Below are 14,720 nucleotides of genomic sequence, written 5' to 3'. Positions count from 1 at the left end.
GCGGGTCAGGCGGTCCGCTCGAGCGCGTCAGCGAACCACGCCACGGTGCGCGCCAGGCCGTCCCCCCAGGCGACCTCGGGGGTCCACCCGAGGGTCTCGCGGGCCAGTGCGGTGTCCGGCCGGCGGACCTCGGGGTCGTCGACGGGCCGGTCGACGAACGTGATGCCCGACCGGGACCCCGTGGCGGCCACGACGTCCTCGGCGATGCGCCGCACGCTGAGCTCCGTCGGGTTGCCGATGTTGACCGGCCCGGGGTGGTGGCTGTCCGCGAGCGCGAGGATGCCGCGCACGAGGTCGTCGACGTAGCACACGGACCGGGTCTGGGAGCCGTCGCCGGCCACGGTCAGCGGCTCACCGGCGAGCGCTTGACGGATGAAGGTGGGGATCGCGCGGCCGTCGGAGGGACGCATCCGGGGGCCGTAGGTGTTGAAGATCCGCACGATCGCCGCGTCGACGTCGTGCGTGGCGCGGTAGGCGGTGGTGATCGCCTCGGCGTAGCGCTTGGCCTCGTCGTACACGCCCCGCGGGCCGACGGGGTTGACGTTGCCCCAGTAGGTCTCGGGCTGGGGGTGGACGAGCGGGTCCCCGTACACCTCGGACGTGGACGCCAGGACGAACCGCGCGCCCTTGTCCTTGGCCAGGCCCAGGGCGTGCCCGGTGCCGATGGCACCGACCTTGAGGGTGTGGATCGGCAGCTGCAGGTAGTCCAGCGGCGACGCGGGCGACGCGAAGTGCAGGACGAGGTCGACGTCGCCGGGCACGTGCACGAAGTCCGTGACGTCGCACCGCTGGAGCCGGAAGCGCGGCGAGTCCATGAGGTGGGCGACGTTGGCCGGGGTGCCGGTCAGGAAGTTGTCGAGCGCCACCACGTGGGCGCCGCGCGCGACGAGCGCGGTGCACAGGTGGCTGCCGAGGAAGCCGGCCCCACCGGTGACGACCACGCGACCTGCTGTGACCTCGCTGCCCGACATGCGCGCCTCCGCGGTGTGCGTCCACGCGCGCCGGCACGGTCCAGGCCCGCAGGTGCGTGGTGCGAGACGACGATCCCACGCCGGGTCGAACCGCACCACCGCAGGACGATCCGTGACATACCGGGGGCGTCGGCGTGTTTAGGCTCCGGCGGGCACCGCGGGCGACCACGTCTCCGCCGCCCGCGCGGCGACCTCGTCGTACCGGTCGAGGGCGATCGCGGCGAGGCGGGGGTCCGGTGCCAGGGCGGCGGTGACGACGTCGGCGCCCGCCTCGCGGACGCGGTCGAGGAAGTACCCGGGCGCCAGCAGGTACGACGCCACGACGACGCGACCGCCGGGCAGCAGCGAGGTCCGGGCCGCCTCGACCGCGACGGGCACCCGCGGGTGCGCGCCGGCGCCGTAGCCGACGGTGACGGGCCGGCCCAGGTGCTGCGTCAGCGCGGCGACGACCTCGCGCACGGCCTGCGCCGCCGCGGGGTCGGTGGATCCGGCGGCGGCGAGCACGACGGCGTCGTCGTCCTCCAGGCCCGCCTGCGCGAGCCGGTCGGCGAGGATCTCGACGAGCCGCGGGTCGGGCCCCAGCGGCCGCGCCGCCGCGGCACCCGGGTGGTCGACGGCACGTGCGACGTCGACCTTGACGTGGAACCCGACCGACAGCAGCAGCGGGACCACGACGGCCGGCGCGCCCGGCAGCGCGCCGGCGACCACCTGGTCGACCTCCGGCTGCTGCACGTCGACGAACGCCTCGCGCGCGTCCAGACCGGGGCGTGCGAGCACGACGTCCGCCAGGATCGACGCGATCGCCTGCCGTCCCGTCACGCTGTCGGTGCCGTGCGAGCAGCCGACGAGCACGGGAGCGGGCGGGACGTGCGACGTCATGTCTGCTCCTGGAGCTCGATCCGGTAGCCGCGCTTGACCACCGTGCGGATGAGCGCGCGGCTGCCGGTGGCATCCCGCAGCCGGGCGATCGCGACCTCGGCCGCGTGCGGGTCGGACGATACCCCCGGCAGCGCGGCCAGCACCCGTTCGCGCGGCACGACCGAGCCGCGCGCGTGCGCGAGCAGCCGCAGCACCTCGAGGCCCGTGCGTGACAGCGGCAGGACCCGGCCGTCGAGCACGGCGGCACCGCGCCGCACGCGCAGCGGTCCGGCGACCGTGTCGAGCGCCTCGAGCCCCCCGTAGTGCGTGACGACCGCCCGCACGAGCGACCCGAGACGTCCGCGGTCGGGGACCAGCGGCTCGATCCCCGCGTCCTGCAGCGGCCGGGCGGTCACGGGCCCCACGGCCGCGAACACCACGCCGCCGGACCTGTGGCGGCGCAGCACGCCGTCGAGGGCGCCCGCCTCGACGGCGGCCGTGACCCACGCGGCGGCGCCGGGCGCGGACGTGAACACGACCGTGTCGATCTCGCCGTCGGCGACCGCGCGGGCGGACGCGCGGACCAGCTCGGGGTCGGGCGGCGGGCCCCAGCGGTACACGACGACGCTGCGCACCCGTGCGCCGGCGGCTGCGAACGCCTCGTCGAGCCCGTCGGCGCCGGCACCGTGGTGCTGGACCACGATGTCGCGGCCGGCAACGCCCTCGTCGAGCAGCGTCTCGGCGATCTCCGCGCTGGTCTCCGACTCGGCGACCCAGTCGGCGCTCAGGCCCGCGGCCTGGATGGCACCGCGCGCCTTGGGGCCGCGCGCGACGATGCGGCTCGCCCCGAGCACCTCGACGAGGCGGTCGGCGACGCCGGCCGCGTCGGCGGCCTCGATCCAGCCACGGAACCCGATGCCCGTGGTCACGACGAGCGTGTCGGGCGGGTCGGCGATCAGGTCGCGCGTGCGCTCGAGCAGCAGCGCGTCGTCGGTGTGCGGCACCATGCCGAGCGCGGGCGCGTGCCGCACGCTCGCGCCGCGCCGCTCGAGGGCCGCGCTCAGCTCGGAGGCCCGGCGGTCGGCCGTGACGAGCACGACGCAGCCGGCCAGCGTCTGGTCGATCATCTCCCCCGTCACGCGCCCATTCTCGCCGGGTCGGCGGCCGCGTCCACCGGTGCGTCCGGGTGGCCGTCCAGGAGGCCGGGCCGGGTGACCTCGCCGAGCACGACCACGGCGGGCGAGCGCACCCCGCGGGCAGCGCAGAGCGCCGTGACCTCGTGGAGCGGCGCCCGCGTCACGCGCTGGTCGGCGAGCGTGGCCCGCTCGACGACGGCGACCGGGACGTCGGGGTCCGCACCGCCGGCGAGCGCGTCGCGCACGAGCCCCGGCAGCGCCGCGACGCCCATGAGGACGACCACGGTGCACGAGCCGTCCCGCAGGCCCGTCAGCGCGGCCACGGACCAGCCGTCCGTCCCGTTCATGACGTGCACCGCACCGACGACGCCCCGGTGGGTCAGCGGGATGCCCGCCGCCGCGGCCGCGGCGAAGGCGCTGCTCACGCCCGGCACGACCGTGACGGCCACGCCCGCGGCCCGGCAGGCGACGACCTCCTCGCCGCCGCGCCCGTAGACGAACGGGTCGCCGCCCTTGAGCCGCACCACGAGGCGTCCGCGCTGCGCCTGCTCGACGAGGATCCGGTTGATCTCGTCCTGCGGCACCGGGTGGTGCCCCGGCGACTTGCCCACGTCGATCACCTCGACGTCGGCCGGGAGCTCGTCGAGCACGTCGGTGGGACCGAGCCGGTCTGCGACCACGACGTCGGCCTCGGCCAGCGCGCGGCGCCCGGCGACGGTGAGCAGGCCCACATCCCCCGGCCCTCCGCCGACGAGCACGACCCGTCCCCGGTCGGGGGCCGCCCTGCGCCGCCGCAGGTCGACGTCCCCGGCACGCAGCAGCGCCGCGAGGCGGTCGCGCACCTGGACGCTGCGTCGCGGGTCCGCGCCCGTGGTCGACACGACACCGACGAGCACGTCACCGACGCGCGTCGCCGCGGGCGTGCGTGCGGTGCCCGCAGCGGGACGCCGCGGACCGCCGGCGTCCACGCAGAACACGTGGCGTGCGGACGCCCACGCGACGACCGACGTGTCGGTGTGCCGCTCCCCCGTCGCGGTGTGCACGAGCCACACGTCGTCGAGGTCGGTCTCGACGACCTCACGGTCGGACCAGCGGGCACGCCCGGCGACGACGAGGTCGGCGAGCGGCTCGCACAGCTGCGGTGCGACGACGTGCACGTGCGCGCCCTCGTCGGCGAGAGCCTCGGCGCGCCGCGCGGCCACCGGTCCCCCGCCGACGACGAGCACGGGCCGCCCGGCCAGCTCGACCCCGAGCAGCGCGGTCACCCGGCACCCCCGCCCACGGCCACGCGCACGTCGCCGTCGACGACCTCGACGGCCCAGGTCCGCAGGTCCGGGGCCCGGCCGGTGACCGGCTCCTTGCCGGCCGGGTCCAGGCAGACGCCGGTCCGCAGGTCGAACACCTGCTTGTACATGGGCGACGCGACCGTCGGGACGTCGTCGTCCCCCACGCGGCGGGTGCCGACGATGCCGCGCGCGATGACGTGCGCGTCGGAGAACGGGTCGTGCTGCTGGACCGCGAGCACGCTGTCGTCGAGCAGACGGAACAGCGCGACCTGCGTGAGGACGGGCCGGCCGGCGACCTCGTCCGGGACCAGGGCTGCGGCGCCGCGCTCGTACGCGAGGTCGCGCAGCCGGCACACGGTCAGCCACGTCGTGGCCCTGTCGTCGAGGGTCGTCACGAGCGCACCTCCAGGGTGGTGCCGGCGACGAGCACGGCGCGCTCGTCGGCGGACGCGGGGCGGACCTGGCCGCGCTCGGGGACGTACGCCAGGGAAGGATCGGGTACGTCCGGTGCGTTGACGAACGACGCGAACCGCTGCAGCTTCTCGGGGTCGTCCAGCGTCGAGCGCCACTCGTCCTCGTAGTCCTCGACGTGGCGCGCCATCTGCTCGTCGAGGTCGGCGCAGATGCCCAGGGCGTCGTCCACGACGACCGCCCGCACACCGTCCAGGCCGCCCTCGACCTCCTCGATCCAGGGCGCCGTGCGCTGCAGCCGGTCCGCCGTGCGCACGTAGTAGAGCAGGAAGCGGTCGATGGTCCGCACCAGGGTGTCGGTGTCCAGGTCCTCGGCGAGCAGCCGCGCGTGCCGCGGCGTGAAGCCGCCGTTGCCGCCCACGTAGACGTTCCAGCCCTTGTCCGTGGCGATGACGCCGACGTCCTTGCCGCGGGCCTCGGCGCACTCGCGCGCGCAGCCCGAGACGCCCAGCTTGATCTTGTGCGGCGAGCGCAGGCCGCGGTACCGCAGCTCGAGCATCACGGCCAGCGCGACCGAGTCCTGCACGCCGAACCGGCACCACGTCGAGCCGACGCACGACTTCACGGTCCGCAGCGACTTGCCGTACGCGTGACCGGACTCGAAGCCCGCGTCGACCAGGCGCCGCCAGATCAGCGGCAGCTGGTCGATGCGCGCCCCGAACATGTCGACGCGCTGGCCGCCGGTGATCTTGGTGTAGAGGCCGAAGTCGCGGGCGACCTCGCCGACGGCGATGAGCCCCTCGGGGGTGACCTCGCCGCCGGCCATGCGCGGCACGACCGAGTACGAGCCGTCCTTCTGCAGGTTCGCCATGACGTGGTCGTTGGTGTCCTGCAGCGCGGCGCGCTCACCGTCGAGGACGTGCGCGGGGGCGGTGGTCGCGAGGATCGACGCGACGACGGGGCGGCAGATGTCGCAGCCGCGGCCGTGGGTGCCGAACCTCTCGACGACCTCGGTGAAGGTGCGCAGGCCGGCGACCCGGACCGCGTCGTAGAGCTGCGCACGCGACAGCGCGAAGTGCTCGCACAGCGCGCTGCTGACGGTGACCCCCAGCTTGCCGAGCTCGGTGGCCATGAGCTTCTTGACCAGCGGCAGGCAGGACCCGCAGCTCGTCCCGGCGCGCGTGCACGCCTTGACGGCGCCGAGGTCGTGGCAGCCGTCCTCGCCGACGGCGTGACGGATCGTGCCGGCGGAGACGTTGTTGCAGGAGCACACGCTCGCGTCGTCGGGCAGCTCGAGGTCCGGCGCCCCGGCGCCCCCCTCGGGGAGGAGGAACGCGGCGGGGTCGCCCGGCAGCTCACGGCCGACCATGGGCCGCAGGCTGGCGTACGCCGAGGCGTCGCCGACGAGGACCCCGCCGAGCAGGGTGCGGGCGTCGTCGGACATGACGAGCTTCTTGTACACGCCGCCCACCGGGTCGGCCCACACCACCTCGAGCGCGCCGGGGGTCCGGGCGAACGCGTCGCCGAAGCTCGCGACGTCCACGCCCGCGAGCTTGAGCTTGGTGGCCGTGTCCGCACCGGCGTACACGGCGCCGCCCCCCAGGAGCCGGTCGACCGTGACCTCGGCCATCGTGTAGCCGGGCGCGACCAGGCCGATGCACGCGCCCTGGATGCAGGCGACCTCGCCCACGGCCGACACGTGCGGGTCCGACGTCAGGCAGGTGTCGTCGACGACCACACCACCGCGCGGCCCGATCGGCAGCCCCGACCCGCGCCCCAGCTCGTCGCGCGGGCGGACACCCGCGGCCACCACGACGACGTCCGCGTCGAGGCGCGTGCCGTCGGCCAGCTCCACGCGGCCCACGCCGCCGCGCCGGTGCGGCACGACCCGCGTCGTCCTGGACTGCGTGCGCACACCGATGCCGAGCCGGTTGACCAGGCGCCGGAGCGCCTCGCCACCCCCGAGGTCCACCTGCGCCGACATCAGGTGCGTGTCGACCTGCAGGACGGTGGGCCGCACGCCGAGCGCGTCGAGCGCACCCGCCGCCTCGAGCCCCAGCAGGCCGCCGCCGAGGACGACGCCGCGCACGGTCCGCTCCTCGGCGAGGCCGGTGACGTAGCCCCGCAGCGCGGCCACGTCGTCGAGGGTCCGGTACACGAAGACGCCGTCGAGGTCGGCGCCCTCCATCGGCGGCACCCAGGCGTACGACCCCGTCGCCAGCACGAGGTGGTCGTACGTGAACGTCCGCCCCGACTCCGCCGCGACCACGCGGGCGTCGCGGTCGATCCCGACGGCCTTGTCGCCGCGCACGAGCGTGACGAGCGGGTCGTCCCACAGCGCCGGGTCGCCGAGCGACAGGTCCTCCGGCGACCGGCCCGAGAAGTAGCTGGTGAGGGCGACGCGGTCGTACGGCCGACGCGGCTCCTCCGCCAGCACCGTGACCCGCCAGGTGCCGGTGGTGTCGCGGTCGCGCAGCGCCTCGACGAGGCGCTGCGCCACCATGCCGCCGCCGACGACGACGAGGTGACGGGGGTCCATGGGGCCTCCTGGTGCAGATCGGCGCCGTCCGTGCGGCGAGCGCGGGGTGGGGCGTGTCGACGACGCTACGAACCGGGGGTTTCGGGCAGGCACCCGCACCCGTTTCCGCGCCGGAACGTTTCTCTCTCACGCGCAGCGCACCGGATGTGAGGCCGACCTGGCGAGGCACGACGCCACCACCTACCGTGGCGCTCGTGACGGACCCGCGGGTGGACGCGCGCGCCGGCGGCCCGGCCCGGCCCGACGACGCCCGCGCGGCCCTCGCCGGGCTGGCGGCGGGAGCCGTCACCGTGGGCGTCGGCGCGCTGCTCGCGGTGCTCGCCGGGCCGTCGAGCGACCCCCTGGTCGCCGTCGGTGCTGCGTTCGTCGACGCGACGCCCGGGTGGCTCAAGGACTGGGCGGTCGTGGCGTTCGGCACGGCGGACAAGATCGCGCTGGGCGTCGGCGAGGTGCTCGTGCTCGCGGTGCTGGCCGCCGCTGCCGGGGTGCTCGCGCGACGGCGCTGGGCGTGGGGCGCCGTCGTGGTGGTGGCCCTCGGCGGGCTCGCGGCGCTCGCCGCGACGACGCGGCCCGACGCCGGTCTGCTCGCACCGGTGCCCGCGCTGGTGGGCGCAGGTGCCGGCCTGTGGGCACTGCGCACGCTGCTGCGGCGGCTGCCCGGCAGCGCGTCCTCGCCCACGGCACCGGGCGACGAGGTCGCGGGGCACCGGTCCGGACGGCGGACGTTCCTGCAGGCGACGGTCCTGGTCGCCGCGGCGGGCGTGGTGGGCACGGTGGTGGGACGCGTCGCCGCGACGGGCGCACGCGGCGCGCAGGCCGTCCGGGCTTCGCTGCGCCTGCCCGCGCCCGCCCGGCCCGCACCCGTGCCACCGGGCGCCGTCGACGTGGGCGTCGAGGGCGTGGCGCCCTGGGCGACGCCCCCCGACGACTTCTACCGCATCGACACCGCGCTGGTCGTGCCGCAGGTGGACCCCGCGCGCTGGCGGCTGCGGGTGCACGGCATGGTCGAGCAGGAGGTCGAGATCGGCTGGGACGAGCTGCTCGCGAGCGACCTCGTCGAGGCGTGGGTGACGCTCGCCTGCGTGTCCAACCCGGTGGGCGGGGACCTCGTGGGCAACCAGCGCTGGCTCGGCCTGCCCGTGCGCGAGCTGCTGGCGCGCGCCGTCCCGACGGCGGACGCCGACATGGTGCTCTCGCGCAGCGTCGACGGGTTCACCGCGTCCACCCCGATCGAGGCCCTGACCGACGACCGGGACGCGCTCCTCGCGATCGCCATGGACGGCGAGCCGCTGCCGCCCGAGCACGGGTTCCCGGTGCGCATGGTCGTGCCCGGCCTGTACGGCTACGTCTCGGCGACCAAGTGGGTCACCGACCTCGAGGTCACCCGGTTCGACCGCGCCGAGGCGTACTGGACCGCGCGGGGGTGGTCGGAGCGGGGGCCGGTCAAGACGCAGTCGCGCATCGAGGTGCCGCGCCCGGGCGACGCCGTCGGGAGCGGCGACGTCGTCGTCGCGGGCACCGCGTGGGCCCAGCACCGGGGGGTCGAGCGCGTCCAGGTGCGCGTCGACCAGGGGCCCTGGCAGGACGCCGACCTCGCGGCCGCTGCCGGCGTCGACACGTGGCGGCAGTGGCGCTGGACGTGGCAGGACGCCGCGGCCGGTGAGCACCTGCTGGCCGTGCGCGCCTGGGACCCCAAAGGCCCCCAGACCGGTGTCCCCGCCGGCGCCGTGCCGGACGGGGCGAGCGGCTACGACACCCTCCTCGTCCGCGTGGCCTGACACCGGGCCGACCGCCTCAGTACACGTCGCGCGCGTAGCGGCGCTCGGCGGCCAGGCGCTTGACGTGCGCGGACGCCTCCGGCCCGGCCAGGGCGCCGTGCCGGGCCACCACGTCGCGCAGCGCGGCGTCCACGTCCGGTGCCATGCGCGAGGCGTCGCCGCAGACGTACACGTGCGCCCCCCGCTCGAGCCAGGCCCACAGCGCGGCGCCGTGCTCGCGCAGGCGGTCCTGGACGTAGACCTTCTGCCGCTGGTCCCGCGAGAACGCCGTGTCGAGCCGGGTGAGCACGCCGCGCTCGTGCCACGCGTCGAGCTCGTCGCGGTACCAGAAGTCGGTCGCCGCGTGCTGCTCGCCGAACACCAGCCAGTTGTCCCCGGTGTGCCCGCGCGCCTCGCGCTCGGCGAGGAAGCCGACGAAGGGCGCCACACCCGTTCCCGGCCCGATCATCACGGCCGGTGCGGCGGGGTCGTCGGGCGGGTGGAAGTGCGTGCTCGCCTGCACGTGCACGGCGACCTCGGCGTCGGGCCCCGCATCGGCCAGGAACGTCGAGCACGTGCCGCCGCGTGGACGTCCCGCCGGGCTCGCCCAGCGCACCACCGACACCGTCAGCCGCACGAGCTGCGGGTCGACGGACGGGCTCGAGGAGATCGAGTACGCGCGCGGCTGCAGGGGGCGCAGCGCGTCGACCCACTCCTGGGCGGTCGCCGCCACGCGGTGCTCGGCGACCACGTCGACGACCCCGCGGTCCCACGTCCACGCCGCGAGGTCCTGCCGGTTCTCGCTGCGCAGCAGGCGGCGCAGGTCGGTGCCCGCCGTGCCCGTGGCGCGCTCCGCGACGAACCGCAGCAGCGCGGGCGCGGGACGGCCGAGGTCGAGCCCGGTCGCCAGCGCCTCGTGCAGCGGACGTGCCGCACCACCGAGGACGACGGGCGTGTCGGCGTCCAGGCCCGTCGCGGCCAGCCACTCCTCGACGAGCGCGAGCGGCGTCACGGGCCGCACCGCGAGCGCGTCACCTGCGCGGTACGGCACGGGCAGCGGGGAGCCGGACGTGTCGAGCAGGATCTCGCGCACCTCCTTGGCCGAGCCGGGCTCGCCGAGGCGGCGGCGTCCGACGAGGCGTGCGGTCCCGGGCGTCGTCCGCGTGGCGCGCACCGCCGGCACGACACCGGGTGCCGGCTCGCGGGGTGCGCTCGTCGCGGGGGCGCGCCGCCCGCTCGGCCCGCCGGGGCCGTCGTCCTGCGGCCCGGTGTCACCGGTCAGCGCGGCCACGAGCGCGGTGACCCAGCGCTCGACGGCCTCGTCGTCCCCGGGCTCACGCTCGAGGCGGTCGACGAGCCGCTGCCCACCGAGCTCGGCGAGCCGGTGGTCGAGGCGGCGCCCGTGCCCGCAGAACCTGTCGTAGGTGGGGTCGCCGAGCGCGAGCACCGCGAACCGCGCACCCGTGAACGACGGCGCCTGCGGGTCGGCGAGCAGGTCCCACAGCGCGGTGCCGTTGTCGGGTGCCTCGCCGTCACCGAAGGTGCTGGTCACCAGGACCACGTCACCGTGGCGCGGCAGGTCGTCGAGCGCGTCGTCCATCGCGACGACGCGGGAGGTGCGGCCCGCGTGCGCGAGACGCTGCGCGACGACGCCGGCGACCTCCTCGGCCGTGCCGGTCTGCGACGCCCACAGGACCGTCACGGTCCGGGTGGGCGCCGCGGTCGGCGGCGGTGCGGGCGCACGCGAGAACATGCCGGCCAGCACGCCGTCGACCCACAGCGCGTGGTCGCCGCGCAGCGGCGCGGTCGGCGGCAGCACGGGCGTGCCCGCGGCGCCCCGACCCAGGCCGGCGAGGAAGCCCGCGAGGTAGCGGCGCTCGTCGTCGCCGAGGGCGGGTGGTGCCACGTCGTCGACGCCGAGCGCGGCCGCGAGAGCACGCATCGTCGCCGGACCGTCGATCGGCGCGGCCTCGGGTATCGGCTCGGCGGAGGGCTCGACGAGCGCGGGCGCGGGGTCGACGACCGCCACGGGCGTCAGCGCGACCGCGCAGGCCTTGAGCTCGGGCTGGAAGGACAGCGGGTCGACGGCGTCGTTGGTGACGGCGTTCACGGCGAGGTACTCCCCGAAGACGTCGTTCCAGTGGAAGGGCGCGAAGCAGGTCCCGGCCGGGACGCGGTCCGTGACGACGACGGGCAGCACGGCGCGACCCCGGCGCGACGCGACCTCGACCGGGGCGCGGTCCGTCAGGCCCAGGCGTGCCGCGTCGGCGGGGTTGACCTCGACGAACGGTCCGGGCTCGAGCCTGTTGAGCGCCGGGACCTTGCCCGTCTTGGTCATGGTGTGCCACTGGTGCTGCACGCGGCCGGTCGTGAACCAGAACGGGTGCTCGTCGTCGGGCATCTCGGCCGGGTCGGCGTGGGGGCGCGCGTGGAAGACCGCCCGGCCGGTGGGCGTCGCGAAGGCCAGGCGCGGGCGAGTGCCGTCGGGGTGGGTGAGGACCGGCCGGTGCTCGCCGTCGTTGAGGTAGCGCACGGGGTTCCGCGCGGGCGCGTCGGGCGACGCGCAGGGCCACTGCACCGGCTCGCGACGCAGCCGGTCGTACGTGACGCCGCGCAGGTCGTACCCGGTGCGCGGGTTGGACGCCCGGCGCAGCTCGTCGAAGACCTCCTGCGGCGAGCCGTAGGTGAACCCGTCGTAGCCCATCGCGGTCGCGACGCGCGCGATGAGCTCCCAGTCGGCCAGCGCCTGCCCGGGCGCGGCCAGCGCGCGGCGGGCCAGCGTCATGGTCCGCTCGGAGTTCACCATGACGCCGTCGGCCTCGGACCACATCGCGGCGGGCAGCACGACGTCGGCGTACGCGTTGGTCTCGGTGTCGGCGAACACGTCCTGCGTGACGACGAGCTCGGCGCGCTCGAGCCCCTCGATGACCGTGCGCCGGTTGCCGACGGACGCGACGGGGTTGGTGCAGATCACCCAGCACGCGCGGATGTCGCCGTCGGCCATGCGCCGGAACATGTCGACCGTGCCGGTCCCCACGCCGTCGGCGCGGATCGTGCCGCGCGGCACGCCCCACAGGTCCTCGCAGAAGGCCCGGTCGTCGGCGTCGAGGACGCTGCGCTGCCCGGGCAGGCCGGGGCCCATGTACCCCATCTCCCGCCCGCCCATGGCGTTCGGCTGGCCCGTCAGCGAGAACGGCCCGCTGCCCCGGCGCCCGATCGCGCCGGTCGCAAGGTGCAGGTTGACCAGGGCGTTCGTGTTCCACGTGCCGTGCGTCGACTGGTTGAGGCCCATCGTCCAGCACGAGACCCAGTCCCGGGCGCCGGCGATGAGCCCGGCCGCGGCGCGCAGGTCCGCGGCGGGCACGCCGGTGTGCTCCTCGACGACGTCGGGCGGGTACGCGGCCAGGAACGCCGGCATCTGCTCCCAGCCCTGGGTGTGCTCGGCGACGAACTCCTCGTCGACCGCGCCCGCCTCGACCAGCAGGTGCAGCAGCCCGTTGAGCAGCGCGAGGTCCGACCCGGGCCGCACCTGCAGGAACAGGTCGGCCTTGTCGGCGGTCGCGGTGCGGCGCGGGTCGACGACGATCAGCTTCGCGCCCGCCTTGACCCGGTCGAGCAGCCGCAGGAACAGCACCGGGTGGCAGTCGGCCATGTTCGCGCCGACCAGGAGGAACACGTCGGCGTGGTCGAGGTCCTCGTACGACCCCGGCGGGCCGTCCGAGCCGAGCGACAGCTTGTACCCCGTGCCGGCGCTGGCCATGCACAGCCGCGAGTTGGACTCGATCTGGTTGGTGCGCCAGAAGCCCTTCGCGAGCTTGTTGGCCAGGTACTGCGCCTCGATGCTCATCTGCCCGGACACGTACAGCGCGATCGCGTCGGGCCCGTCGCGGTCGAGGATCTCGCGCAGCCGGTGCGCGACCGTCGCGATCGCCGCGTCGACGTCGGCTAGCACGGGTGCGGCACCGCGCTCGGGCCGCACGAGCGCGGTCGTGAGCCGCCCGCCGGCGGCGAGCATCGTCGCGCTCGTCGCGCCCTTGGTGCACAGGCGCCCGGCGTTGGCGGGGTGCGTCCGGTCGCCGCTCGCCCGGGTCACCGTGCCGTCGTCGCCGACGTCGAGCACGATGCCGCAGCCCACACCGCAGTACGAGCACACGGTCGCGACGCGCGTCGCGGCCGTGCGCTCGTCCTGCGCGGTCGTCGTGAGCGTCATCAGATGAGGGCGTCGCCGAACGACGAGCCGCGGCGGCCGTACACGACCCACGTCGTGGTCGCCATGACGCCGTACATCGCGACGATCACCCACAGTGCGGACTCGATCCCGCCGGTCGCGGTGGTCGAGACGGCGAAGCCGCGCGGGATGAGGAACCCGCCGACCGCCCCCACGGCCCCCGCGATGCCGATGCAGCCCGCCGCGACCTTGGCACGCCGCGCGCGGTCCGTCGCGTCGCCCGCACCGTGGCGGAACACGGCCGGGATCATGCGGTACACCGAGCCGTTGCCCGCGCCCGTCGCGAGGAACAGCAGGAGGAACGAGCCGAAGAACAGCCCGAACGACCCCGAGCGCAGGGCGAAGATCGCCGACACCGTCCCGGCGGCCATGACGGCGAACGCGACCACCGTCACACGCGCCCCGCCCAGCCGGTCGGCGAGGATCCCGCCGGCGGGCCGCGCGACCGACCCGACGAGTGCGCCGAGGAACGCGATCGACAGCGTCATGCCGGGGAACTCGTTCTTCAGGAGCGTCGGGAACGCGCCCGAGAACCCGATGAACGAGCCGAACGTGCCGATGTAGATGAACGAGATGACCCACGTGTGCTTCTGGCGGGCCGCCGAGCCGTAGGCCCGCGGGTCGGCCGCGGCGTCCTTGACGTTGTCCATGTACCGCCACGCGAGCACCGCGGCGAGGACCGCGAGGGGCACGAACATCAGGCCGGCGCGCTCGAGGTGCACGCCCGCGCCGATGACGATCACGAGCGGCACCGCGAGCTGCACCGCCGCCGTGCCGATGTTGCCGCCGGCGGCGTTGAGGCCCAGCGCGCGCCCCTTTTCCCGCTCGGGGTAGAAGAACGAGATGTTCGCCATGGAGGAGGCGAAGTTGCCGCCGCCGACGCCGGCGAGCGCGGCGACGACCAGCAGGACGGTGAACGACAGGTCCGGGCGCTGGACGGCCCACGCGAGAGCACCGGCCGGTACCAGCAGCAGCAGCGCGGACACGATCGTCCAGTTGCGACCCCCGAAGAGCGGGACCGCGAACGTGTACGGGATGCGCAGGGTCGCCCCGACGAGCGAGGGGACGGCGATGAGCCAGAACATCTGGTCGGACGTGAGCGCGAAGCCCGCCTCCGGCAGCTGCGGCACGACGATGCTCCACAGCGCCCACACCGCGAAGCCGAGGAACTCGGCGAAGATCGACAGCGTGAGGTTGCGCCGCGCGACCCCGCGCCCGACCGACTGCCACTGGTCGGGCGCCTCCGGGTCCCAGCCGTGCAGCCAGCGGCCGCGGTGACGCACGAGCTCGGGCGTGGTCCCGGCCGGGGTCAGCACCACGGCGCCGGGACTCTGCTGGGTCGTCGTCGCGGGCGGCGCGGGCGCTCCCTCGGGGGGTGCGGGCGTCGTCGGGGTCTGGGTCACGGGAGCCTCCGGGCGTCGGGCGCGTGCTCGGGCACGCGTCTGCGGGCGTCGGGGCCGGGTCGTCACCCGGCGGGTGGCGCCGCGAGGTGCCGGCGTCGTCCTCCGACGCTAGGGACGGCGTGTTTCGCCCG

9 protein-coding genes are annotated in these 14,720 nt (G+C 75.8%); 1 reads left to right on the top strand and 8 read right to left on the bottom strand.

Features of this window, described 5'->3' with window-relative positions:
- Window positions 1-5: 5 nt before the first annotated feature.
- From KKR89_RS08685 to nirB, 6 genes are all read right to left on the bottom strand, one after another.
- Window positions 6-971: a UDP-glucuronic acid decarboxylase family protein gene (locus tag KKR89_RS08685; RefSeq protein ID WP_208195001.1), complete on the bottom strand. Its 966-nt coding sequence runs from the start codon at window positions 969-971 to the stop codon at window positions 6-8.
- A gap of 138 nt (window positions 972-1,109) precedes the next feature.
- Window positions 1,110-1,850, bottom strand: a complete 741-nt coding sequence (locus KKR89_RS08680) for a sirohydrochlorin chelatase (RefSeq protein ID WP_208195000.1) — start codon at window positions 1,848-1,850, stop codon at window positions 1,110-1,112.
- Entirely contained in the window at window positions 1,847-2,956 is a 1,110-nt protein-coding gene (locus tag KKR89_RS08675; protein ID WP_208195694.1) for a uroporphyrinogen-III synthase, read from the bottom strand. The genes KKR89_RS08680 and KKR89_RS08675 overlap by 4 nt, the downstream gene beginning before the upstream one ends.
- Window positions 2,957-2,964: 8 nt before the next feature.
- Entirely contained in the window at window positions 2,965-4,230 is a 1,266-nt protein-coding gene (gene cobA / locus KKR89_RS08670) for a uroporphyrinogen-III C-methyltransferase (protein ID WP_208194999.1), read from the bottom strand.
- Entirely contained in the window at window positions 4,227-4,646 is a 420-nt protein-coding gene (locus KKR89_RS08665) for a nitrite reductase (NAD(P)H) small subunit (protein ID WP_208194998.1), read from the bottom strand. Before KKR89_RS08665 ends, cobA begins: the two co-directional genes overlap by 4 nt.
- Window positions 4,643-7,201: a nitrite reductase large subunit NirB gene (gene nirB, locus KKR89_RS08660; protein ID WP_208194997.1), complete on the bottom strand. Its 2,559-nt coding sequence runs from the start codon at window positions 7,199-7,201 to the stop codon at window positions 4,643-4,645. Before nirB ends, KKR89_RS08665 begins: the two co-directional genes overlap by 4 nt.
- Before the next feature lie 194 nt (window positions 7,202-7,395).
- On the opposite strand from nirB, the gene KKR89_RS08655 reads away from it, so the two are divergent.
- On the top strand, window positions 7,396-8,979 hold the full coding sequence (locus tag KKR89_RS08655) for a molybdopterin-dependent oxidoreductase (protein WP_251141079.1): 1,584 nt from the start codon (window positions 7,396-7,398) through the stop codon (window positions 8,977-8,979).
- A 16-nt stretch (window positions 8,980-8,995) separates the two neighbouring features.
- Here KKR89_RS08655 and KKR89_RS08650 read toward each other — a convergent pair whose 3' ends face one another.
- Together KKR89_RS08650 and KKR89_RS08645 are read right to left on the bottom strand one after the other, a co-directional pair.
- On the bottom strand, window positions 8,996-13,168 hold the full coding sequence (locus KKR89_RS08650; RefSeq protein WP_208194996.1) for a bifunctional nitrate reductase/sulfite reductase flavoprotein subunit alpha: 4,173 nt from the start codon (window positions 13,166-13,168) through the stop codon (window positions 8,996-8,998).
- The gene (locus KKR89_RS08645; protein WP_208194995.1) at window positions 13,168-14,589 is read right to left on the bottom strand and encodes an MFS transporter; all 1,422 of its coding nucleotides are present in this window, start codon (window positions 14,587-14,589) and stop codon (window positions 13,168-13,170) included. The genes KKR89_RS08650 and KKR89_RS08645 overlap by 1 nt, the downstream gene beginning before the upstream one ends.
- Between the last annotated feature and the right edge of the window lie 131 nt (window positions 14,590-14,720).

It is taken from the genome of Cellulomonas dongxiuzhuiae, assembly GCF_018623035.1.
In the GTDB taxonomy this organism is placed as follows: Bacteria; Actinomycetota; Actinomycetes; order Actinomycetales; family Cellulomonadaceae; genus Cellulomonas; species Cellulomonas dongxiuzhuiae.
The sequence above is the reverse complement of the archived record's forward strand: the minus strand, read 5'-3'. Positions and strand labels throughout refer to the sequence as shown.

Bases quoted from the DNA above. Each gene is read 5' to 3' on its own strand.
- KKR89_RS08685 (WP_208195001.1), bottom strand. From the start codon at position 971: ATGTCGGGCAGCGAGGTCACAGCAGGTCGCGTGGTCGTCACCGGTGGG.
- KKR89_RS08680 (WP_208195000.1), bottom strand. From the start codon at position 1,850: ATGACGTCGCACGTCCCGCCCGCTCCCGTGCTCGTCGGCTGCTCGCAC.
- KKR89_RS08675 (WP_208195694.1), bottom strand. From the start codon at position 2,956: ATGATCGACCAGACGCTGGCCGGCTGCGTCGTGCTCGTCACGGCCGAC.
- nirB (WP_208194997.1), bottom strand. From the start codon at position 7,201: ATGGACCCCCGTCACCTCGTCGTCGTCGGCGGCGGCATGGTGGCGCAG.
- KKR89_RS08650 (WP_208194996.1), bottom strand. From the start codon at position 13,168: ATGACGCTCACGACGACCGCGCAGGACGAGCGCACGGCCGCGACGCGC.